Source organism: Candidatus Bathyanammoxibius amoris, from assembly GCA_024451685.1.
GTDB classification, from domain to species: Bacteria; Planctomycetota; Brocadiia; order Brocadiales; family Bathyanammoxibiaceae; genus Bathyanammoxibius; species Bathyanammoxibius amoris.
On record JAMXCW010000001.1, the window covers coordinates 243,082 to 265,695 of the forward strand.

Below are 22,614 nucleotides of genomic sequence, written 5' to 3' on the forward strand. Positions count from 1 at the left end.
CGTTTGTGCGTAAACAGCGGTCGGTGTGCCTTCTCAAGCATAAACGGCCAGTATGTCTTCTTCAGACATAATAAGGTATTCCTCGTCGTCGATTATGACCTCCGTGCCCCCATATGATGAGAAAATCACGCGGTCACCCTTCTTCAGCTGACTCTTAACCCTCTGGCCGCTCTTCAGGAGCTTGCCGTCTCCCAGTTCAACCACCTTTCCCTCCCGGGGTTTTTCCTTTGCGGACTCGGGAAGTAGAATCCCGCCGGCAGTCTTTTCTTCAGGTTCGAGTCTCTTTACCAGGACCTTTTCCCCGATAGGTTTTACCTTCATAGCGAACGCCTCTCCTTAATTATTATATGTGGATTCCCTTAAAATCTTCTCTTTCCCAGTAGTATTTCTTCATTATCTGTTTCATGGCAAAGTGCAGTACGTCGAGCTTAATAGGCTTGGAGATAACCGCGTAGGCCTCTGCGGAGATTGCCCTCAACAACATCTCCTTTGATGCGTCCCTTGAGAGCAGGATGCACGGGAGGACGACTTGGAACTCTTTCTTTATGAACCCGAACGTATCGAGACCGCTTATGTCCGGCAGGTTCATGTCCGTTATAAGCGCGTGGATGACCACTTCTCTCGCAATCTCCACGGCTTCCCTGCCCGAACCGGCCAGATAGGTATTATAACCCTCTGGCTCGAAAAAATCCTTTATAATCTCCCTGGAGGTCTCGTCCGTGTCAGTGATGAGCAGAGAGTATTGCTTTCGGTTACTGTAAGGTGAACAAATTGCTACCATGGCAATCTTTTGTGCAAAATAAATGCCAATAACACGCACAAGTTCAGGGTTGATACATTCATACATTTCCGTGGGCACCGGCGTGGCGATACAACACATAAGGTTTTATGGTGTTAGTACTTAGTGGGGAAGTCGAAATCTGTGCCTTTTTTTATGAGGTCAGATGCATGGTCCCTACAGTCTATGTGGCGTGTTAATCTCCTGCCGAAATGGCAGTTTTTACGGGGTCATCAAAATGGTACGTCCGACACCGCGATTTGATACTTTACAGACTGCGGTTGTTCTTGGCAGAGTGAGGGGTGCTGTTGCATTATCGCTGTTGTGGCCTGTCATCCACCTTAAAAGTGTTAATTCTTCACAATTTTGGTGGCAGTCCAGCAGGGTAAAGGGGGCGCGGTTCATGCCGTGCCTGAAGCGCATGCCCCGGCCCCGCTTGCCTCAATTTTTTCGGTTTCTTAATTAATTAATTTCTCAAAATATGTGTTAACACCCGCGCAACAGTCTCTCTTAAATGTTTTTACAGAAGTACTTATGCGTGTTGTCTATTGACAAATCACCGGGGGGTCTTTATCATGGATCATCTGTTTCCAGTAACGTACTCTGTGGGGCAAAAGGTTTATAATTGTTATTTACAGAAAAGAGTTGCCCTTGCCGAGAGCTTTTTGGCAGGAAGGCGGCGGCCCGGGATGTCGTGTCTGTTTGTCGGAGGGGCCGTTTATAATGATGATACCGGGAGTTAAATTTATCTCTCTTACCGGGACCTAGGAGAAGAGGATGGAGAAAACCCTTGGAGAGCTGGCCGAGTACGTAGGTGGTACGGTAAAGGGAGACAAGAACATAAGGATCCGTGGAATTAAGGCCATGGACGATGCCGAAGAGGGATACGTTACCTTCCTGGCCAATGAGAAGTATGAGAAGAAATTAAACAATACCGCAGCATCCGCCATCATCGTCTCACCCAAGTTCCAGGATTTAGATAAACCTCTTCTTATCAGCAAAAACCCCTATCTGGCGTTTGCCAAGATAGTGGACCTCATGATGAACCCGGAGACGGAATACCCGAAGACCATTGACAAAACTGCCGTAATAAGCCCTTCGGCTCAGACCGGTAAGGACGTGAGTATATTCTCTCACGTCTACGTGGGAGAACGTACGGTTCTCGGTGACAACGTGGTCCTTATGCCCAAGGTCTATATCGGGGACGATTGTGAGATTGGAGATAATACGGTAATACATCCCAATGTGGTTATCTACGCGAATACGAAGATAGGCAGGAACGTTACAATCCACGCCAATACCGTGCTCGGCAGCGGCGGTTTCGGCTATGCCCCGGACGGCAGCGGTTATTTTGACATCCCTCAGGTGGGCGAGACCGTGATAGAGGACGACGTGGTGATAGGTGACAACACCACCATACAGAGGGGCGCCCTGGATGCTACCCGGATAGGCAGGGGCACAAAGATAGGCAGTCAATGTCAGATTGCACACAACGTTGAGATTGGAGAAAACACACTGCTGATAGGCCAGATAGGCGTGGCCGGGACCGCAAAGATAGGCAGTAACTGCATCCTGGCAGGGGGTGTGGGCGTCGTGGGGCACGTTACCGTGGGTGACAGGGTCACGATCGGCGCGCGCGCCGGCGTGACGAACGACCTCCCCGGCGGCGATACTTACCTGGGTTACCCGGCCGTCTCTATAAAAAAGATGCGTCGTTCACAAATGGCCGCGCACAGGCTGCCCAATCTCATCGAGGACATGAGGTCGTTAAAAAGGCGGATACGGGACCTGGAAGAGAAGCTCGGATGGAAAAAATCGGACTCATAGCGGGAAACGGGCGCTTTCCCATATTGTTCGCGCAGGGGGCGAGGGAGAATAACGTCAAGGTTGTCGCCGTGGGTATAGAGGGAGAGACCTCGCCGGAGATAAAGGACTTTGTGGAGAGCCTCCACTGGATAAAGCTCGCCCAGCTGGGCAAGCTCATCAAGTGCCTGAAAAGTGAGGGGGTTACCAGGGCCGTTATGGCAGGGGGCCTGACAAAATCAAAGATGTACTCCCGCTTCCCGTTCCTTAAATACCGGCCCGACTGGCGGGGAATCAGCCTGTTTTATAGACAGGTCAGGGACAGGAACGACCACACCCTCCTGAGCGCCGTGGCCGACGAACTGGCCAAGGACGGCATAAAACTGGAGAGTTCCGTGCTTTTCGTGCCACAACTGCTTGCCCAAAAAGGTTGTCTTACCACAAGGGAGCCGTCAGAGAACGAGAATAAGGATATCGAATACGGCTGGAATGTCGCCAAGGAGATAGCGCGGCTGGGGGTAGGCCAGAGCATCGTGGTGAAGGACCAGGTGGTGGTTGCCGTTGAGGCCATAGAGGGCACCGACGAGACCCTGCTCCGGGGGAGCAAGCTTGCCAGGGGAGGAGTGGTGGCAATAAAGGTGAGCAAGGAAGACCTGGACATGAGGTTCGACGTACCGACGATCGGTCCGGAGACGGTGAAGACGCTGAAGCACGCCGGTGTGACGTGTCTTGCGATAGAGGCGGGGCGGACCCTGGTGCTTGACAGGGACGAGGTCAAACATGCCGCCGACAGGGCGGGGGTCTGTATAATCGCCCGCTAGCGAATAACAAAAACATTATATTCTATTGCAGGGGCACGGCATGCCGTGCCCCTGTCCAATTACGGGTTTAGGAGATAAATGGCTGAGACACAGGGATGGAACGTGGGGCGGTATCTGCTGCGCCGTTTGGAACAGGCCGGTCTCAGGCACGTCTTCGGCGTGCCAGGGGACTTTGTGCTGGGGTTCATGGACCAGATCCTGGAGAGCGGCGTCGAGCTTGTCACCACGTGCAATGAGCTCAACGCCGGATACGCGGCCGACGGTTACGCGCGTATTAACGGCATTGGCGGTGTGGTCACGACTTACGCCGTCGGTGAGTTTAGCGCGATTAACGCGGTGGCGGGCGCGTACTCGGAGAAGGTGCCGGTCGTTGCAATTACCGGGGCCCCTACGGTCGCCAATCGCAAGCACGCGGCGGTGCTGCATCATACCCTGGGCGACTATAACATCCCCGTGGAGGTCTTTCAGAGGGTGACCGTCGCCGCGGTGTCGCTTACCGACCCGGTCAAGGCGCCGGAACAGATTGATAAGGCGCTTCGTGCCTGCCTGTATCACAAGCGGCCCGTGTACATTGAGCTGCCTAGCGATATTACACGTCAGGCTTGTGCTGAACCCGGGGACTTTGAGTTTCCGGAACCGATGGCCAGTGACCCGGCGGCCCTGGCAGAGGCGGTTGATGAAGCGGTTGCGTTGTTGGGTGGTTGCAATAATCCGGCAATACTCGCAGGGGTGGAAATCCACCGGTACGGTCTTCAGGAATCCGCCGGTAAATTACTCGAGAAAACGGGCTATCCGTTCGCGACGATGCTGCTTGGCAAGACGGTGCTTCCCGAAAAAAACCCCCAGTTCATCGGCCTTTATGAAGGTATGTCCAGCCGGGATTACGTGAGGGAACGCATCGAAAACGCCGGTGGTCTCTTATGTCTGGGCACATTTATGAGCGACATTAACCTGGGCGGGTTCACGGCCAAGCTGGACAATGACAGGCTTATCGTGGCACGGGATGGACGGGTACGAATCAAGAATCATTACTATAATCAGGTTAGTCTGAGGGATTTCATCAAAAAACTGACGGAGAAGCTTCCGGCTGGGTCACCGGAGAGTTTTGACGTCAGGCCTGCCGTAGATTCCTGCACGCATCGTAAATCTGCGGCCTTCGAGCCCCAAGCTGAACAGAAACTGACTAACCACCGTTTTTATGACCGCATGGCGCATTTTATACAGGCGGATGATATTGTTATAGCCGACGGGGGCAGCGCCATCTTCAGCGCGGGCGAGGTGTTTATGCCGGACGAGGTGACGTTTATCGGGCAGGCCTTTTATTGTTCCATTGGCTATACCGTGGGGGCCGTACTCGGAGCCGGCCTGGCTGCACCGAAGCGGCGTGTTGTCGTCTTCGTGGGTGACGGTGCCTTTCAGCTCACCTGCCAGGAGTTGTCGACCGTTATACGTAACAATCTGGATGCCATCGTTTTTGTTATTAATAACGACGGATATACCGTTGAACGGCTTATTATCGACGGACCTTACAACGACATCCAACCGTGGAAATACCACCTCTTACCGGATGTTTTCGGCGGCGGCTGGGGTTGTGAAGTACATACGGAGGGTGATTTGGAAGACGCCCTGGAAACCGCGAAGAAGAATCAGGGCCTTTCTCTGATAGAAGTCCACTTCGACAGGATGGACTGCAGCGATTCACTGCGCCGTGCGTGTGAGCAGATGGCCGCCCAGTATAAACGCGCAAATCCTAAATAACGTCTTCATTGCACAGTGGAGCCTGCCGCACCGCCCGTACAAATGGCCCAACCGCATTACACTAAAACAAGACATGAAACATTGTGGCAGGGTCAATTCGTGAATTGCCCCTACAACTGCCAAAAGACGAATTAAGCCATGCAGGGTATGTTGTAATGTATTGGTAGTCGTGGTGAGGGGTAGACTTACAATAAATGCCGGGGGCTAAACAGACCTTTAAGAGACCTTCGCCTTGCGTTTCCGGGGCTTTGTTCTTGCCTTCGGTTTGGCCAGCAATTCCAGTGCGGCCTCTGCCACTCTTTGCGGTTTTATTTGCTGCATGCAGCGGTGATCTGTGGGACACGTCTTAAGATGGCAGGGGGCACAGTCTATGGGCTCTCTAAGGACCTTGCCTACTTCTTGCTTGGTCCGGGAATACCTGGGGTCTGTAGGGCCCATTACGGTGACCACGGGCTTGCCCAAGGCTACGGCGAGATGCCTGGGTCCGGAGTCAACCGTTATCAGCAGTGAACACTTCTTAATCAGGGCCTTGAGCAGTTTGAGACAGACGTTGTTCTGTGACAGGTTAACAATATTTCCATTGGCCGCCTCCGTTATCTCTTTGGCCAGGTCTTTTTCGTCGGGACCGGTGGCGAGTAGCACGTGACAGTCCAGTTTCTTACGCAAGAGGTCTGCGGTCTCGGCAAAGCCGTTCACGTTCCAGAACTTCGTCGAACCATAAGAGGCCCCCGGATTTATAAGCACTTTTGGTTTCGAATCGTCTATTCCGTACTTGGTAAAGAGCTCATCTACTTTTTTAGCGCTTTCCGGGGTGACAAATACCTCGGTTTTTTTGGAACCCACACGGCAGCCTATACTGGAACAAAGTCTGAGGTAATAGTCGCCCATGTACGTGGGTAAGAAGCGTCCGTTTTCATTGGGCCTCTGGATGGCGTCGGTGAGCAGCAATGAGCGGTTATCACGTGCGTATCCTATGCGCCTGTTTGCGCCGGACGCCCGGATTATAAGCGCGGAGCTGATTGAGTTGGGGAATATGAAGGCGAAGTCGTATTTTTCTTTTCTCAGCTTTTTTATCAGGGAGAGTGTTTTACCGGCCCGTTTGTGCTTTGCCTTGGGGTCATATTCGATGAAGTTGTCGAACCACGGCGCGCCGTCCACTATGCCTTTAACGTAGGGTTTGAGCAGGAGGGATATTTTTGCGTTAGAGAAATTTTCCCTGATGCACCTGAAAGCGGGTGTCGCCATTACGACGTCGCCCACCCAGTTGGGGGAAGTTACTAGGATGTTATTCGCTTTTTTCATTGTCCCAGTCTGACCGTACCGCTGTAAAGCTATTATAGCGGAATGAATAGTGTTTACAACCGGCTTTGTTGAGATAATTGGATAGTTCTCTGTCAACGGGGATTATGCCGTCTCTGGTCTCCTCCCATTTCTCAGGGGGCAGACCTTCTATCATATGCGTCAGGAAGGAGTAGATGTTGCCCGCAGTGCCTTCAGTACAAGCGTTTACGTACCAGGGGAAAGTCCTCTGCAGTTTGGATATAAAGAGATTGTGCTCGGGGCCGAAGTTCAGACACGAGGCCTCCGTAAAATTTTTCAGCTGCCGCATTTTCTCAAAATTAACGAACCCTCCCCGCACGCTCATTTCATACGCCTCCGTCCTCGGGAACGGGAAGAAGATCGCCCAGCGGAAGCGGCCCGGTTGTATCCTGCCCAGGAGTTCTATCGTGGCCATAACGTCCTCTCTCGTCTCGTAGGGAAGCCCTATCATGACAAAGGCCGAGGTGTGCAGGCCATATTTATGGGCCGCGTCAAAGGCCCGGGTTATCTCCTCGTTGCTCATCGGTCGGTGGAGCACGTCACGCCTTACGCGGTCGCTGCCGCTCTCGAGCCCGAATTTCACTATGCTACAGCCCCCCTCCTTGAGCATCTTCGCCCTCTCCCCGTCAAAGGCCCTTACGTGGGCGTTCACGACGAAGGGGACGTCTGTCAGCACGGGATATCTGGCACAAAATTCTTTAAGGAATTTTTTGTCAAAGGTAAAGATGTCGTCGTCGAAGATGAAGGTCTTTATGCCCCGGTACGTGTCGAGCAGGTATTTTATCTCGTCCAGCACCTCTTCAAGGCCGTGGCGTCTTACGTAGCCGATGTCCGAACTGGCGAGTTCGTCCCTGTAACGTTCTACTATTTTGTGGTTAAAGCAGTAGCTGCAGCGGAAGGGGCAGCCCCTGGAGCCCATCAGCCTCACCCAGCCGTCCTCTTTGTTTATCATGTGCTGGAGGTCAAAAAGCTCATAGTCCTTCATCGGGAGCGTGGCCAGGTCGACAAAAGAGCGGACGTTGTTTTGTTTTATCTTGCCGTTCATCCTCGTCCATATGTTGGGGCCGGTGGAGGTGTCTTCACCTTTTTCCATCCTTGTTACCAGCTCAAGCACGGCCTCTTCTCCCTCGCCTGCGCAGGCATAGTCAAAGCAGTCTTCCTTCAATACCTCGTCGGGGACGAGAGTCGGATGCACGCCTCCTATGAGGATGGGTATACCGGGGAAATCTTTTTTTATAAGCCGCGCTATCCGCAGCGCGGTAGGGTACTGGGGCGTTACCACCGACATGCCTATCAGCCCGGGGGCGTAATCCCGGATGTATTCCTTTATCTCATCGTCAGAGGGGAGTTCGTTCAATTTCTCATTCAGGTTGAGGAGCCTTGTGGTGTGTCCGTGCTTCTTTAGCACTGCGGATATGAAGGCCAGCCCGTAGTTAAACCCCACCTGGGCGTTTATGTTTGGATATATGAAGAGCACTTTCATGGTAATTTGTTAGTTGAATTAGGAATATGGTTCGATCTTAAGCTCAGCCAATTTCTCCCACAAACTGGCAAGCGCTTTTTCGCGGTTTCTGTAGAAGGCACTTGCCATAACTCTCCAAAAAGTCCAGCCGGCCCTACGCAGTTGCTCTTCACGCCGTTGGTCATCCTCCCACTTATCCATGCCGTGGTATTTATCTCCGTCGCACTCTACGGCAAGGCGGCTTTCCTTCCCCTGGACTACAAGGTCAATCCGCTTCCTAGTCAAAACTTCGTACTGTGGAATAACTCGATAGCCACGTTCTATTATAATTTTGCCCACATCTGTTTCAAATTCATTAGCCTTTCGTTTTAGGGCCTCTAATCCTGCTTCTATTTGTGCCTTACGTTGATTGCAGTACCAATCGAGGAGTTTGTAACGCATGCACTCTTTATTGCCAATATCATTTAGACTGACAGAATGGAACAGAAAAACCTGGTCACGAGCACGGCTAGCAGCAACGTTAAAACGTTGCTTGTCAGTTCATTTAGCCAAGGCATTAAATCCTGCGTTATTTGCAATCACAAGAGATAAGAACATTACATCGCGCTCATCTCCCTGGAAGGAATAGGCATCTCCACAAATAATTTTGCGTCTATCTATCTCTTGTTCATCAAGGGAATTACTAAGTAACTTATCAATGTATTTTGCTTGCTGCTCACCAAGTAGTGAAATTACGCCCATGGTCTTGTTTTTATGTTTTGGGTTTTTGCAACACTCAACTAATCTGTTTACAAGCGCCTCTGCCTCAGGTTCATTTACATCGTTGTTTTCGTTTTTAAACCCATTGCGTACGGGAACAGCGTTAAGTGTCGGCAGTAAAGCATTACCAGGGTTCGGTATCCTCAAAGGCTCTATTCTGTCGTTAACATAGACATGGTGATTACTAAATTCTATAATTTCTGGGACAGAGCGGAAGTGTTCTTTGAGAAATGTCCTTGTCGGAAGCCTAAGTTCTGCAATATGATAAAGACTATTTTCGATCGCGAAGCTTTCTGGGAATGGGATTCCCTTAAGGAATTGCTTTATCAGTTGAAAAACCTTTTCTTTATTGATAAACAGGCCTGCCGGACTAATTTGCTGCGGGTCACCAATGATAAGGACCTTTTTTGCACGATAAAGCACAGGGATGGCACGTATGTCGCACTGACTGGCTTCATCCACAATAACAACATCAAACATATCCGGGCAAGGTGGAGAGAATGATTGAACCACCCTGTGTAACGGCATAATCCATATAGGGACAGCCCCTCGTGCCTTCCGCATCGCCTCTCGTGCTGCGGCCAAATAGTGGTGTGCTCTCGGTCCTGTACCTTTGCCATAGTTTGCATCCGCCTGTGACCATGCAATCAACGCCTGCCGTTGCTCAGGCGTAACAAGCTCAATCTGTCTTTGCCATGTGAGGTTAGTTACTAACTCCGTTACCAGTTGTCGCTCATTATCCTTTTCCCTCTCTTGCTGTTTCTGTAAAGAGTCAATATCACCGCAACGGTGAAGGTCGTCCAACCAGCTACTGAGTCTGCTCCACCGCCAGGCTGTCTGCCAAGCCTTAGGCAGGCTAAGGCTTCTGTTTCTAACTGCCTCAGCTTTCAGCTGTGAGGCCCATAGCGGGGCAACCTTGCTTAATCGACTAAGTAATGCTTCTAGTTTAAGAATTTTGGGCGTAAGCTGATTTAACCGTATCACCTCATTGTATGCCTCTTGGTAAGCAGTGTAATCTTTTTGCTCGAATGCATGCCTGATGCGTCCCCATAAGGTACGAGAATCTGCCGTACAAGCTTCTTGCGGCAAGTTATTAACCCAATCTTTAAAAATCTTGTTTAGGCGTGTATCTTCACGAACAAGATGTTGGTGTTCCAGTGAGTTGGAAAATTCTCGTAAGAATTCGACTTGATAAGCCTTTTGTTGCTGGACACCTAAAGCATCTAACTTGGAAGTGAGAACTAGTCCATATTTCTCCTCCCAATCTAAGACCTCTTTAACTTGATTTAATTTCTCCTCAAAATCCTGAAGGGGTAAAGGGGTGTCATCCCTTAAATCAGGAGCGTTAATAAGCCCTCTGTATCCAGACCAGAACTTTTTAAAGTCCCGAATATTTTTTTTGTAATTAAAATCAGCCCCTAGTGCCTCTAATTGCTCAACAGTGGCTAGCGGTGCACCATCAACTTTGCTACATTGCAAAACTGCTTTTGCTTCCTTTGGCCATCCAAACAATGGCTTTTTAAGTTTCTTTCCTTTTTTTGCATACTTCCACAATTGTGAAATACCTAATTCGTAGTCAATATTACTTTGAGTGGGTGTACAACTAATTTCATGGTGTAGGATTTTTTTAAAATGAGGCCACGCCTTATTTAACGTGTTATGGGCTTTGCTGGCAAATTCATGCCATAAAACCCTCTGGTCACCTTGTGCAGACAGATGGCTCAGGATGTTATGCTGCCAGTCCTCTCTGATATTACATAGTTTGGCAAGTGCTTCTTTTGTAAGTTGATTGGTTTCATCTATAAAATCTGTGGAGGTACTGTCAAGTTCCTCTCTAAACACGGTAGGTACTTCCTCAAACTGTTCAAGAGCAGACAAAATGCCTTTAAGATGAGAAATGACATCGTTGAATTCGCCAGAACTTGGCATATTGGACAGCCTTGGGAGTCCTTGAGAGAGTATCTTTTGGTCCTTCGGGTCAATCTGTGAAAGCAATTGGCATAATTCTTCTAACTCTTCATTTGTCAGAGGAGGTTCATCTGATGGAGCAAGTTTGTCAGGGAGCCAACCGTGTTCTTTTTGGTTAGCTGAAATCTCTTTTGCAGCCTTTACTGCATCAATTTTTTCTACCCCTAAAGGTAGGGTTTCAAAGTTTACTTCTTCGCATTGCCAAAGAGCGTTTCTTAACCTGGCTTGATGCTCTCTATTGCTCCGCAGTTTCTGCCGAATCTCATCAATACGTGATTGAATTTCACGGGTATTAGCTCGATCCAATTTTGCGCATATTGCATTGACTGCCGCCTTAGTTTCACCCCTTGAAGCCCTGTCGCTGCTGAGTTGACTAACACATAAGCTTTGAATCTCTTTAGGGATCTTTTCACGCAACACTCTAAGTGCTCGGTCTGTTTGGGCGGTTACAAGGACACGTTTCCCCCGGGCAAGCAGAGAGCAGATAATATTGGCAATTGTGTGGCTCTTCCCCGTTCCCGGCGGCCCTTGAACCAACACTCCGTTATGCTTGCGTAGTCGTTGCACAATTTCCTTCTGCTCATCATTATACTTAAGCGGAAGAAGTAACTCTCCTTCCGGAATATATTCTGAAGCAACATTTTCGTCATCAACGTTATTAGTTAGCTGCTTATCGGCAGGATCGCTGGTTAGGGAACTGATAAACCAAGGAATAGAACTATCTTCCTTTATATTATCACGTACTTGTTCTGCATCCTGTACCCAAAACTTCTTGGCTCTTGGCCTTACAAAAAAATTGGGAGCATTCCAAATGGATGGTTGTTTCATAATGGGGGGATTAGAGCATGTTGACTCATCATACTTGTTAGCTCCTTCTGGACTAATTAGACCGGTAATAGTTTGGGTCCACCCGTATATTTCTTCATTGTCCCAAACGTTGGGTGGTTCTCTTGTCAATTTATCAGTCAATTCAACAATTTGCGTCATGTTGTCGTATTCTAAATCACGTAGACAATCAAACTCTGGCGTCGTTGGCAGCGTAGCGCTGGGGAGGAGAGAAATGACCCGTTCGTCAGGATCAAAATGAATTTCAATAGGTGTAACAAAAAGAGGATGACTTATTGTAACTCCTTCCTTGTGTTTCCAGGTAAGTAATGCATGTCCAAATAGGAGTTCAATACGCTCACCGTCTATTTGCAATCTCTGGTGAAGGGAATAAAGCTCGCGATAAAGCCGATTAGCTCTAAAGTAAGGCATAAACTTTTTTGACCAAGGCCCCCATTGATTAGCTATATAGTCATTTAATAAGTCGGCTCTCGTGGGGTCATCCTCAAATCTCTCTGATATTAATTCTTTGTCGATTACTTGTTGGTTTTTATCTGCGTTCTCAGGAAGTTCTTCCTTGTTGTAGTAGTCACCGGAGGACACTTCGCGGCTTCTTGACGGAAATGCTTCAGGTAATTTAGAAGGATTGTGAAAATCTAACTCTACCCAGTCTTGTAATTCTTCGGGTAAGGATGGCGCTTCTTTTATTTCTGTTTTCCTGACGCTTAACCACCACTCCTCTTCCGATGCTTCTTCTGATGCTTCAACAGAATCTACTTTTCTCAGTCGACAGGAAGACCCTACGGGCACATCATTTAACCACCAGAGTTGTTCTTTGTGTTCTATGATATTGCGTATTACTGGAAGGTCAATAGAAAGCACCTTTGCAATGTAGTCAAATAACCGTGTTGTCTTATCTCTTGCTTCTCCCAACAAATGTGGTTCAGTGTCAACAAAAGAAGGATTTCCTTGTTTTTGTTCTTCCAATTTATGTGTAAACGGAACATCTTTCTCTTGCCCTTCAAAGAGATGTAATTGTTCTTTTTGTGGGTGGGACTCAAGCTTAAAGGTTGGATAGTCAAAGACTTCTTTGCAGCGATAGCATGTAATTAAAGAACTTCCTTTGGGTGCGTTAAGTTTTTGCCCGCAATTTGGACAGATAACCACATTCTTTATAGGGTCTTTATCGTTCATTTCGCACTTTGCAAGTGGAGCATCTTTTTCTTCTGCAAAGGTGTCCTTTGGTAAATGAAGAATGGTATTGATAAGTTCGCTGGGTGTATCTAAACACTCATCGCACAACCATTGTTCGTTAATACTATCAAACACCACATCTGTATAATGTTCGCACCTTTCACAATGACCAAGTGACATGTTTCTGGCGTCCTGACATTAAGATACTAATGAGACCGCGCCCATAAGGTCTTTTACAATCAAATCGGGACTTTCAGGCATATCGAAGCCGTTCGCGGAGGGCTGTACCAGCACGGTCTTACAGCCGGCGGCCTTACCGGCCATTATGTCGGCGGGGGTATCGCCGATCATTATCGACTCTGAGAGATTTATGTCATGTTCTCTGGCCGCCTTCTCCAGCATCCCCGGCCTGGGTTTGCGGCACTGGCAGTCTATGCCGTATGGCTCCACGGCGCCGCCGGCCAGATGGGGACAGTAGTAGACGGCGTCTATGCGTGCGCCTTCCTCCGAGAGCATGTCTAAAAGCCTGTGGTGAATCGCCGCCAGCGTTTCTTCCGTAAAAAACCCCCTGGCTATCCCGGACTGGTTTGTCACTATTATCGAGAGGTATCCACGCTCATTAAACCGTCTTATCGCCTCCGCGGCGTTGGGCAAGACCTCCAGCTCATCGGGAGAGCGCAGGTATTCGACGCCCCTGACGATTGTCCCGTCTCTGTCTATAAAAGCGGCCCTTCTGCTCATGCCTGTTTATCCCTTTCGGACGCGGGCCCTTCAAACAGTTCCTTTTCGATGTTGATATTCATTATTGCTTTAATTATTTTAGATGAGGCTGTTGAGGGGCTTTATGGTGGTTTTCCACGATATTGGATATGATGTCGGTGGAGGATATACCTTCGACAAACGGCGCGAGTACCACTTTACCCCCGCAAGATTCCACGAACTCACGTCCCACCACTCCTTTTTCCCTCCAGTCTTCGCCCTTTACCAGCACGTCCGGCCTTACTTCCTTTATCAGTTTCTCCGGGGTAGGCTCGTCAAACAGAACCACGTAGTCTACGTCCTCCAGGGCAGCGAGTATTCTGGCCCTGTCTTGCTCCGGCAATACAGGGCGACCCGGCCCCTTCATGTCACTAACGGAGCGGTCGGAATTGAGCCCTACCACCAGCAACTCACCCTGGTTGCGTGCGAACCCGAGATACTCTACGTGGCCCCTGTGCAGGAGGTCAAAACAGCCGTTGGTAAAGACTATTCTTTCTCCCCTTGTGCGGTGTTTGTCGAGTATCTTCTTGAGTTTCTTAACGGCCTGAATCTTCTCAAGCGCGGAGTGGTTTCCGGAGAGTTCTCTGAGCATCTCTTCCTTGCTGACGGGGACGACGCCTATCTTTCTAACCTCAATACCCGCGGCCACGTTGGCAAGCCGTGCCGCTTCTGCGAAACTGAAGCCCCCGGCCACCACAAACGTTATCATGCTCAGTATCATGTCGCCGGCGCCGGTAACGTCATATACCTCACGGGGGTCTGTGGATAGTATCTGGCTGGTTCCGTCCCTCTGGTACAGAAATATGCCGTCTTTGTCGAGTGTTATTACGGCGCACTGCAGGTCCAGCTCGCTTACCAGCTTGTCTCCCGCGTTCTTGAGGTCTTCCGGGCCTGAGATGTTTATGCCCGTCATTATCTCCGTCTCGTGGCGATTGGGGGTGACTGCGGTGACACCCCTGTAGGACGAGCAGTTGCGGTTCACCCTGGGGTCTACGATAACGGGTTTTCCCGCGGTTTGTCCCAGGCCGGCGATGGCGCTGAGGAGCCTTTCCGTGAGCAGCCCCTTGTTCATGTCCGATATGGCCACGGCGTCACACCGGTGGAGGTTCGCCCCGATATAGTCCAGGACCTTGTCTTCTATCGTCTTCGGTACGGGGTGTGTCTTTTCGTAATCGATCCTGAGGAGTTGCTGGACGGCGCGCCCGGCGGCATGCAACTGGCCCATTATCCGGGTCTTCACCGTGGTCGGGCGTTCACTCTCGGTAAATATCCCGGAGGTATCCACCCCTAAATCCTTTATAATCCGCAGGAGGTCCTGGCCTGCCGGGTCTTTACCGAGTATCCCCGTGCAGAAGACTTTTGCGCCGAGGTGGGTGAGATTGGTTATGACGGCACCCGCACCGCCGGGGCGTAGTTCTTCTTGAGTCACGTTTATCACGGGTATAGGGGCTTCCGGCGAGATACGGTTTACCTCTCCCCAGACGTACCTGTCAAGCATGAGATCGCCTACCACCATTACGGTAGGACTCTTAATGTCTGACAGTATTTGTATCAGTTTGCTATGCAACGCATGAACTCCCGCACGCGGCGTTGTCTAATAGAACAAGCATCTCCGCGTAGTTCCACTCCATACCGTTTGCCTCGTACAGGCCCTTAATCCTTCGGAGATACTTTTCGTAGATGTCAGATGACGTGTCCTTCCACCCCTCCTCGCAGTAGAACGTCCTGCACCCCAGGGGCCTGTATTTTCTTACCGTGCACCTGTTGTCAACGAGGTACGGGCAGACCCCCTTTTCGGCAGCTATCTCCGGCCGTCCGGCGTTGTGGAGTATGTAGTCCACCTCTAAGCCGCTCGTGTACGGCGTGTGGCCGTATTTGTCAAAATGACAGCATTCGCCGCATGCCCCGCACGAGGGGGCCACTGCGGAGAGCTCCTTATCCAGGTCATTGTAGATTCTACGAAGTTGTTTGCCCAATACTGTCACGGCATACCCTTTCATATCCATGGTTACAGGTTACGAAACTTCCTCCTGGTCGAGAAGAGAGAGTATCCCCATCCTCAACAGGGGCAGCATTATCTCATGATGTCCCGTCAGTGAGTAGCCCTGCTGTGTTGGACGCTGGACGACGTTTACAGTGGGCCGGTAGTGTCTCAACATGTCCATGTCCACGGTCACGAAATTCTGCACCTCATTGCCCAGGTTTCTTGCTGCGGACAGGCACTTGAGAAATACCTCCGGCATCACCACTGCGGAGCCGACGTTCAGCCATACCCCGCCTTCAAGGTTTGCAACCACCCCTGCCAGAATGCGAAAGTCTATGTGGCTCGATCCACCCAGGTCGCTTCCCGAGACGTTCGGGTGCATGTGGATGGTGTCTGCGCCTATGGTAACGTGAACCGTTGCCGGTACGTCAAGCCTGGCTGCCGCGGCCAGGATGCTGTAACCGGCGAACTCGCAGCCGTCCTCGTTAATCTTCCTGCCCAGAGCGGCGCCAAGACCGACGTCTTCCTTTATTCCCCGCGAAGCGGCCTCCTGGATGGCCTCGGCGGTCTCCCGTGCCATGCCGAAACTTCCGTCCTTGAGGGATTTTTGCACGTCTTCAGAGGTGCTGCCCACCAGAGACAACTCATAATCATGGATGGCCACGGCACTGTTCATGGCGACGGCGTTTATGACCCCCCGTTCCATCAGGTCTATTACCAGGGGAGACAGGCCGCACTTTATCACGTGCGCTCCCATGGCCATTACCACGGGGCGTTCGTTGTTGTGGGCCTCTACGATGGCCCTGACAACCTCCAGTAGAGACCTTGCCGCCAGGATCTTTGGCAGGGAGTCCAGGAATTCCCCAAAACCCCCGGGAGGAATATTTTTTAAGGGTTTTGCAAACTGCTCTATGTTCGCAAGACCTTTTCTGTCTTTTATCGAGTAGGTTTTCAAACCGCTGAGGCTCAGGGGCCGGCCCAGCTTCTTTTCCGCCGCCTTGCCAGTTCCTTTTGTGCTCATGCGATTACCTTTTCAAGTTTCTCTGATAATACGTCAAGCCCGTTTGTAATCCTCAACTCCACCCTCAGGGAGAGTATGCGCGTTTGCCATGAGTGATCCCCCACATTCTTTATTTTTACAAGGTCCTTCTGGGTTGTGACCACGGCGTCAACCCCGAGTTTCACGGCCCCGGCGTCTATTTCCGCCAGCTCGCCCGCACTGTAGTAGTGATGGTCCGGAAAGTCATTAAATGTCACAACGTCCGCGCCTGTTAGTTGCAGTGTCTTCTCGAAGGATTTAGGGTTTCCGAGGCCGCAGAAGGCGTATATCTTTTTGCCTTTCAGCCAGGGGAGGTCAATACGCCGGCCGGTCATGTCTTCAAGGTGTAAGGGGTGATGGACGGCTTCCAGGGTGGGTATGTGGCAGTCTATCTCGCCAAGGCGTTTTTTAATGGCCTGTATTTCTACCGGCTCGCACAGGTCTGTATGGGACAGTATCAGCAGGTTTGCCCTGTTCAGGCCGTTTACAGGCTCTCTTAGTATTCCAGCCGGTATCAAGTCACCGTTCCCAAAGGGCTGAAGGGCGTCTATCACGACTATGTCCAGGTCCCTGGCAAGCCTCTGGTGCTGGAAACCGTCGTCCAGGAGCAGGCAGTCCGGGCCGTCATCCTTCAGGGCCTTCCTGGCGCTTGAAAGCCTGTTTTTTCCAAGTAAGACACGCACGCCGGGGAGCCTTTCCGCAAGCTCCAGAGACTCGTCGTTTACCTGATTCCCCTGTATCTCCATTCCAGCATAGCCCCTGCTCAGTATAGCCACTTTTTTACCCCTGTCCAAAAGGAATCTTGTTATAAACTCCAGACACGGCGTCTTTCCGGTGCCGCCCGTGGTGATGTTTCCTACGCTTATTACCGGTACCGGAAGCGGGACGCTCTCAAGTATGCCATACCGGTACAGCAGTCCCCTTATCCTGAGTGCCGCGTAATAGAAGTACGAAAGTAAAGAGAGTATGGACAGGACTAGAGAAGGAAGTAGCCCCTTCTGTTCCTTCCTGATAATGGAGAGATATAGTCTCCTTAAATTCTGTACCACGGCTTTTTTTTCACTTAAGGGGTACAGACCAGTATGCGTGGTCAATGAACTGCTTCCAGGAGCTGTATTTGCTGGAGTTTAGTTTCAGGGTGATGACGGGACTGTGTTTCGGCACAAAGGGCCTGCGGATCAAGTTCAGGCCCGCCTCTTTAGGGGTCCTGCCGCCCTTTTGCTTGTTACACTCGGTGCAGGCACAGACCATGTTCGTCCAGCTGGCCTCACCGCCTCTGGCCCTCGGCATCACGTGGTCGAGGCTAAGCTCCGAGGTCGGGAACCTGCTGCCGCAGTACTGACAGCGATTCCCGTCTCTGGCAAAGATATTTCTCCGGTTAAATTTTATCCCCCACCTTGGCGTTTTCTCGTAGAACAGGAGACGAATTATCTTCGGCACCTGTATGCTTATAGAGACGGTCTTTATCCAGCTTATGTCTTCGTCCTCTTCCGGCAGTTCAAGCTCGGCCTTGAGCAGCGACACGTCCTGCCAGGTCACCAGGTTGTACGAACTGTACCTGCCCTCGTCCATAGACACTACCTCGGCAGAGTTCTTGTACAACAGAGTAATGGCGCGCTTGGCACTGATGACGTTCATCGCCATAAAGAATTTGTTCAGTACCAGCACGCTCGAATCCAGCGCATATGCCCTTGCCATGTCTATACCTTCTTAATTATCTCCGTGGCGACCATGTCGCCTACCTCCCGGGTAGTGGCGCCCATATTGCCCGCGCCCAGTCCCTTTAGCCGGGTGGGAATCACCCTTTTAACGGCCTCCTCCACGTCCCTGGCAGATTCCGTCTCTCCCAGGTGGTCGAGCATCATTGCACACGCACATATGGCCGCCAGCGGGTTGGCGACGTTCTTACCGGCATACTTGGGTGCCGAGCCGCCTATGGGTTCAAACATGGAAACACCTTCCGGGTTTATGTTCCCGCCCGCCGCTATTCCCATTCCTCCCTGTATCATCGCCCCAAGGTCGGTGATTATGTCACCGAACATGTTGTCCGTGACGATTACGTCAAAGTATTCCGGGTTTTTTACCATCCACATGCACGTGGCGTCTACGTGCGCGTAATCGGTAGTTACGTCCGGGTATTCACCGGCCACCTCTTCAAAGACCCTCATCCACAGGTCATGCGCATAGTTAAGGACGTTTGTCTTGCCGCACAGGAGCAGCTTCTTTGCCTTGCTGTTTCTCTTCTTAGTCAGCTCAAAGGCGTAACGAATGCAGCGCTCAACTCCCGACCGGGTGTTGACCATCTCCTGTATGGCCACTTCCTGGGGGGTCCCTCTCCTGAGAAAACCCCCGGCGCCAATGTAAAGCCCCTCCGTATTCTCCCTTACAACAACGAAGTCTACGTCCTCAGGTGTTTTATTCTTTAACGGACAATCTACGCCGGGATAGAGCTTTACGGGCCTCAGATTTATGTACTGGTCCAGTTCAAAACGTAACTTAAGGAGAAGGCCACGTTCCAGGATACCGGGGGCCACATCAGGGTGTCCCACCGCCCCCAGGTATATGGCCCCAAAACCCTTAAACTCCTCTAAAAGGCCTTCCGGCAGCGTTTCCCCCGTCTTTAGATAATGCTCTCCTCCCAGGTCGTACTGCTTTAGTTCATACTTGAAACCTCTTTTCCTGCCAACGGCCTCGAGGACCTTCAGCCCTTCGCTGACTACCTCCGGGCCTATCCCGTCCCCCGGTATTACGGCTATTTTATGCACTTGTTCTGTAATGAACCTCCCACGAAAATAAATATTAAGTTCTTTATTTTAATAAGATTAGGCAGTCTTTTCAAGCAAAATTGGGAGGGTTGGATGGGGGATGTGTGGGGGCGGGGTAACTCCGCCCATACGATAATTTGTTAATACGATTAATTTGCAATTTGTAGCTGCCCCATTTATGGGGCCAATGTGGCATCGGAGCTTGCTCCGACATTTGAACATGGCAGCAAGTCGTGCCTGAGAGTTGAGGGGGTTGGGTAATCTCTGGGGTTATCCGTCGTTATCGTCTGGGACGGCTCTGTCGCCCTGGTTTATTATGGCGCCGCGTTTCCTGAGATGCTTCTTCTGCGCGGGAGTAATGCCTATTGCCCCCCGAAGGTCCGCGTTTTTGACTATAGCCCCCACCAGGGCGGTATAGCGCATGTCGGCACTGCGCAGGTCGACACTACGCAGGTCGGCGCCGCTCAGGTCGGCACCATTCAGATTGGCACTGTGCAGTCTGGCAAATCGCATCTTGGCGTTATGCAGATTGGAGTAGTGCAGGTCGGCACCACGCAGGGCGACATGCTCCAGGTTGACGCCTTCCAGATTGCATCCGACACATTCTTTCGTCTTCAGCAGGTTTTCTCTGTTCTCCTCCACCGATGCCCCATAGGCCACATCTGAGTGTGTGCCCGGAACCATAGTGACAAACCCGATAGAAACGATGAGGGCAGCGGCGGATAATGATATCTTAATGCAACCCATTTCCAACACCCCCTACCGGTCTACTTTATTTTGTTTATAGGGGTCCCCTCTTTCACTTACCGCACGACACTCCAAGAAAGAAAGCATACGCATCTTATATATGCAGTGTCAAGTATTTCTCTAAAATATCTTGGGGGATAGATGTGGGAAAGTGTAAAAAATTTTCTCGTCTGAGGCGGGACCTCCATTTGGCGTAACTTCTCTGCCTCACGCGGATAAGAACGATATACGGCGCCAGAGCGGTTTTTGTAAATCTCCCATGAGCAATGATTCCGGGCGTCATTTCAGGTAGTTGACAGTGTTTGGAATGTGTGTTAATATTCTTTGCTAAAGACCTAAAAACGGAGGATATCGGGTGAATGGCAGGCGCTATGCCGAGGTAGTTGTTAACGCGCCTATTGGTAAGACACTACATTACAGTGTGCCTGAAACCCTGTCCGCTGATATTGAGGTAGGTAAACGCTTAAAGGTGCCGCTCGGTAACAGGGTGGTGAGCGGTTATTGTGTGGGCCTGACAGACTCTCCTTCAGACATTTCCCCCAAGAGGATAAAGGATGTGGTAGAGGTGCAGGATGGCCGGCTGGCCATGGACCCTGCCATGCTCCGTCTCACCCGGCAGATATCTCAGCGCTACCAGTGTCCCTGGGGCGATGCCATTGAGGCAGTGCTCCCCGCGGCCGTGAAGAGGGGGCACCGCACAAAGGTGGTAAAGGTGCTGAGGCTGGCGAGGAAACGGGATGAGATAGAGGCAGAGCTGCCGGCCCTGAGCAAAAGGGCTCCCAAGCAGGGAAGGGCCCTTCGGATACTGCTTGAGACATTTGAGGAAGGGATGCCGGTGCGTGAACTTTCGCGCTTTAGTGGTTGCGGCCCCTCCAGCATCCGTGCCCTGATAGGACGTAAACTGGTAGAGTCTTACGAGTTATCTCCCCGGGAAGACGTCCCGGCCGGCCGGCACGCCCCCAGATCTTCAGACCTTGTTTTCACCCTCACAAAAGAACAGCAGGACGCTTTGGACCTGATAAAGGCGAAACTGGCGGAAGACAGGTTCGGTGTGGTATTACTTCATGGGGTGACGAGCAGCGGCAAGACAGAGGTGTATCTGCGGGCCCTGCGTGAAGTTGTCCGAAAGGGCCTTGGTGCCATCGTGCTGGTCCCGGAGGTCTCTCTAACACCCCAGACCATAGAGCGCTTTAGTGAGCGGTTTGATAACGTGTCGGTGCTGCACAGCTATCTCACCGGTGCTGAACATCACGCCCAGTGGCAGGCAGTAAGAGATGGTACGTCCCGGGTGGTTATCGGTGCGCGTTCTGCGGTATTTGCGCCCGTTAAGAAATTGGGATTGATTGTAATTGACGAGGAACACGAGTCTACCTATAAGCAGGATACGGCGCCGCGTTATCATGCCAGGGACGTTGCCATTATGAGGGCAAGGGAGGAGGGCGCGGTGGTGATACTCGGCTCAGCCACTCCTTCACTGGAGAGTTACTTCAAGGCCGTAGCCGGTGAGTATGGAAGGGCCGTCTTGAGCAAACGCGTGGGAGACTGGCCGCTTCCCCCTGTGGAGGTGGTGGATATGAAACAGGAGTTCCACGTGGGCAGGTATACACGGCTCCTCTCACACCCCCTCGAACACTCTATGCGCCGGAGCCTCTCCAGGGGTGAGCAGGTTATCCTGTTCCTGAACAAGCGGGGTTTCTCGCCATTTATCAGCTGCCAAAGGTGCGGCTACGTGCTCAGGTGTGACAGGTGTGACATCACCCTGACCTACCACAAGAGACATCACGTCGCCCTCTGCCACTACTGCTACAAAGAGGTGCATCCACCGGAGGAGTGTCCTGACTGCAAGGGGTCGAAGATGAATTATTTCGGACTGGGGACGGAGAGGATAGAGGACGAGATACGCAAGCACTTCCCCGAATATAAGACGATGAGGATGGACAGTGATACGATGAAAGGGCGCGACGCCCACGAAAAGGCCTTCAGGGCCTTGAAGAACGGGGACGTGGATATCCTGATAGGGACACAGATGATAGCCAAGGGGCTTGACTTCCCCAACGTGACTGTGGTAGGGGTTATTTCCGCTGACACAATACTCAATTTTCCGGATTTTCGTGCCTGCGAGAGGACCTTCCAGTTGCTCTCTCAGGTGGCGGGCCGTACCGGCCGGGGCCCGAAAGGAGGAAGGGTTATTATACAGTCCTTTAACCCGAACCAGTACTCTATCCTTGCGGCGGCGGAGCATGACTACGAAGGTTTCGCGAAGCGTGAACTGGAATACAGGAGGTTGCTTGGTTATCCGCCGTTTGGCGTGATTGCCCGGATGGTTTTCCGGGGAAGGAATGAAAGCGCGGTCGAGAAAAGGGCCCTGCATGTGGCGAAGGCCCTGAAGGACGCCTGTGGCAGTAACGGTCAGACGAGGACAAAGGTGGTGGGGCCCGCCCCTGCGCCAGTTTCCAGGATAAGGGACAATTACCGCTGGCACCTCACCCTTAAGGCGCCTTCCCACAAGGTGTTAAGTGATGTGTTGAAGCGTGGGCTAGGCGACATTAAAGCCACCTCCGGCGGCGTCAGGCAGATTGTAGACGTAGACCCCTATAATATGTTGTAATAAGTAGTATGATGCAAAAAAACT

Annotated in this window: 18 protein-coding genes; 4 read left to right on the forward strand and 14 right to left on the reverse strand. The window is 51.3% G+C overall.

The window, feature by feature from the left end:
• Positions 1-33 precede the first annotated feature (33 nt).
• Together NOU37_01170 and NOU37_01175 are read right to left on the reverse strand one after the other, a co-directional pair.
• Positions 34-321: a co-chaperone GroES gene (locus NOU37_01170; GenBank protein MCQ4573849.1), complete on the reverse strand. Its 288-nt coding sequence runs from the start codon at positions 319-321 to the stop codon at positions 34-36.
• 22 nt (positions 322-343) lie between these two features.
• Positions 344-781 (reverse strand): response regulator, encoded by a 438-nt coding sequence (locus NOU37_01175; protein ID MCQ4573850.1) that lies wholly within the window; start codon positions 779-781, stop codon positions 344-346.
• A 774-nt stretch (positions 782-1,555) separates the two neighbouring features.
• Between NOU37_01175 and lpxD the strand changes: the two genes are divergently transcribed.
• The 3 genes from lpxD (at position 1,556) to NOU37_01190 (ending at position 5,160) form a co-directional block, all read left to right on the forward strand.
• Positions 1,556-2,605: a UDP-3-O-(3-hydroxymyristoyl)glucosamine N-acyltransferase gene (lpxD, locus tag NOU37_01180; protein ID MCQ4573851.1), complete on the forward strand. Its 1,050-nt coding sequence runs from the start codon at positions 1,556-1,558 to the stop codon at positions 2,603-2,605.
• The gene (gene lpxI, locus NOU37_01185) at positions 2,584-3,402 is read left to right on the forward strand and encodes a UDP-2,3-diacylglucosamine diphosphatase LpxI (GenBank protein MCQ4573852.1); all 819 of its coding nucleotides are present in this window, start codon (positions 2,584-2,586) and stop codon (positions 3,400-3,402) included. Before lpxD ends, lpxI begins: the two co-directional genes overlap by 22 nt.
• Before the next feature lie 78 nt (positions 3,403-3,480).
• On the forward strand, positions 3,481-5,160 hold the full coding sequence (locus tag NOU37_01190; protein MCQ4573853.1) for a thiamine pyrophosphate-binding protein: 1,680 nt from the start codon (positions 3,481-3,483) through the stop codon (positions 5,158-5,160).
• A gap of 216 nt (positions 5,161-5,376) precedes the next feature.
• Here the strand turns inward: NOU37_01190 and waaF are convergent, their stop codons facing one another.
• The 12 genes from waaF to NOU37_01250 form a co-directional block, all read right to left on the reverse strand.
• Entirely contained in the window at positions 5,377-6,462 is a 1,086-nt protein-coding gene (gene waaF / locus NOU37_01195) for a lipopolysaccharide heptosyltransferase II (protein ID MCQ4573854.1), read from the reverse strand.
• The gene (locus tag NOU37_01200; protein ID MCQ4573855.1) at positions 6,446-7,963 is read right to left on the reverse strand and encodes a B12-binding domain-containing radical SAM protein; all 1,518 of its coding nucleotides are present in this window, start codon (positions 7,961-7,963) and stop codon (positions 6,446-6,448) included. The genes waaF and NOU37_01200 overlap by 17 nt, the downstream gene beginning before the upstream one ends.
• 18 nt (positions 7,964-7,981) lie before the next feature.
• On the reverse strand, positions 7,982-8,383 hold the full coding sequence (locus tag NOU37_01205) for a DUF559 domain-containing protein (GenBank protein MCQ4573856.1): 402 nt from the start codon (positions 8,381-8,383) through the stop codon (positions 7,982-7,984).
• 99 nt (positions 8,384-8,482) lie between these two features.
• The gene (locus tag NOU37_01210; GenBank protein ID MCQ4573857.1) at positions 8,483-12,868 is read right to left on the reverse strand and encodes an AAA family ATPase; all 4,386 of its coding nucleotides are present in this window, start codon (positions 12,866-12,868) and stop codon (positions 8,483-8,485) included.
• Between the two features lie 18 nt (positions 12,869-12,886).
• A complete protein-coding gene (locus NOU37_01215; GenBank protein ID MCQ4573858.1) occupies positions 12,887-13,429 on the reverse strand; it encodes an HAD family hydrolase in 543 nt (180 codons plus the stop codon).
• Between the two features lie 73 nt (positions 13,430-13,502).
• Positions 13,503-14,963 carry a D-glycero-beta-D-manno-heptose 1-phosphate adenylyltransferase gene (rfaE2, locus tag NOU37_01220; GenBank protein ID MCQ4573859.1) on the reverse strand — a complete coding sequence of 487 codons (1,461 nt, stop codon included), beginning with the start codon at positions 14,961-14,963 and terminating at the stop codon, positions 13,503-13,505.
• A gap of 43 nt (positions 14,964-15,006) precedes the next feature.
• Complete coding sequence (locus NOU37_01225) at positions 15,007-15,432, reverse strand: YkgJ family cysteine cluster protein (protein MCQ4573860.1); 426 nt, start codon at positions 15,430-15,432, stop codon at positions 15,007-15,009.
• 30 nt (positions 15,433-15,462) lie between these two features.
• The gene (locus NOU37_01230; protein MCQ4573861.1) at positions 15,463-16,452 is read right to left on the reverse strand and encodes a hypothetical protein; all 990 of its coding nucleotides are present in this window, start codon (positions 16,450-16,452) and stop codon (positions 15,463-15,465) included.
• Positions 16,449-17,519: a tetraacyldisaccharide 4'-kinase gene (lpxK, locus tag NOU37_01235; GenBank protein MCQ4573862.1), complete on the reverse strand. Its 1,071-nt coding sequence runs from the start codon at positions 17,517-17,519 to the stop codon at positions 16,449-16,451. The genes NOU37_01230 and lpxK overlap by 4 nt, the downstream gene beginning before the upstream one ends.
• Positions 17,520-17,529: 10 nt before the next feature.
• Positions 17,530-18,168 (reverse strand): HNH endonuclease, encoded by a 639-nt coding sequence (locus tag NOU37_01240; protein ID MCQ4573863.1) that lies wholly within the window; start codon positions 18,166-18,168, stop codon positions 17,530-17,532.
• Between the two features lie 2 nt (positions 18,169-18,170).
• On the reverse strand, positions 18,171-19,235 hold the full coding sequence (locus NOU37_01245) for a 3-isopropylmalate dehydrogenase (protein MCQ4573864.1): 1,065 nt from the start codon (positions 19,233-19,235) through the stop codon (positions 18,171-18,173).
• A gap of 270 nt (positions 19,236-19,505) precedes the next feature.
• The gene (locus NOU37_01250; protein ID MCQ4573865.1) at positions 19,506-19,982 is read right to left on the reverse strand and encodes a pentapeptide repeat-containing protein; all 477 of its coding nucleotides are present in this window, start codon (positions 19,980-19,982) and stop codon (positions 19,506-19,508) included.
• A gap of 355 nt (positions 19,983-20,337) precedes the next feature.
• On the opposite strand from NOU37_01250, the gene priA reads away from it, so the two are divergent.
• The gene (gene priA, locus NOU37_01255) at positions 20,338-22,590 is read left to right on the forward strand and encodes a primosomal protein N' (protein MCQ4573866.1); all 2,253 of its coding nucleotides are present in this window, start codon (positions 20,338-20,340) and stop codon (positions 22,588-22,590) included.
• The last annotated feature ends 24 nt before the right edge of the window (positions 22,591-22,614 follow it).

Coding starts and splice junctions, on each gene's coding strand:
- NOU37_01170 (MCQ4573849.1), bottom strand. CDS start 321: ATGAAGGTAAAACCTATCGGGGAAAAGGTCCTGGTAAAGAGACTCGAA.
- lpxI (MCQ4573852.1), top strand. CDS start 2,584: ATGGAAAAAATCGGACTCATAGCGGGAAACGGGCGCTTTCCCATATTG.
- NOU37_01175 (MCQ4573850.1), bottom strand. CDS start 781: ATGGTAGCAATTTGTTCACCTTACAGTAACCGAAAGCAATACTCTCTG.
- NOU37_01230 (MCQ4573861.1), bottom strand. CDS start 16,452: ATGAGCACAAAAGGAACTGGCAAGGCGGCGGAAAAGAAGCTGGGCCGG.
- NOU37_01250 (MCQ4573865.1), bottom strand. CDS start 19,982: ATGGGTTGCATTAAGATATCATTATCCGCCGCTGCCCTCATCGTTTCT.
- NOU37_01240 (MCQ4573863.1), bottom strand. CDS start 18,168: ATGGCAAGGGCATATGCGCTGGATTCGAGCGTGCTGGTACTGAACAAA.
- waaF (MCQ4573854.1), bottom strand. CDS start 6,462: ATGAAAAAAGCGAATAACATCCTAGTAACTTCCCCCAACTGGGTGGGC.
- NOU37_01205 (MCQ4573856.1), bottom strand. CDS start 8,383: ATGCGTTACAAACTCCTCGATTGGTACTGCAATCAACGTAAGGCACAA.
- rfaE2 (MCQ4573859.1), bottom strand. CDS start 14,963: ATGGTGGTAGGCGATCTCATGCTTGACAGGTACGTCTGGGGAGAGGTA.
- NOU37_01215 (MCQ4573858.1), bottom strand. CDS start 13,429: ATGAGCAGAAGGGCCGCTTTTATAGACAGAGACGGGACAATCGTCAGG.
- NOU37_01190 (MCQ4573853.1), top strand. CDS start 3,481: ATGGCTGAGACACAGGGATGGAACGTGGGGCGGTATCTGCTGCGCCGT.
- NOU37_01210 (MCQ4573857.1), bottom strand. CDS start 12,868: ATGTCACTTGGTCATTGTGAAAGGTGCGAACATTATACAGATGTGGTG.
- lpxD (MCQ4573851.1), top strand. CDS start 1,556: ATGGAGAAAACCCTTGGAGAGCTGGCCGAGTACGTAGGTGGTACGGTA.
- NOU37_01200 (MCQ4573855.1), bottom strand. CDS start 7,963: ATGAAAGTGCTCTTCATATATCCAAACATAAACGCCCAGGTGGGGTTT.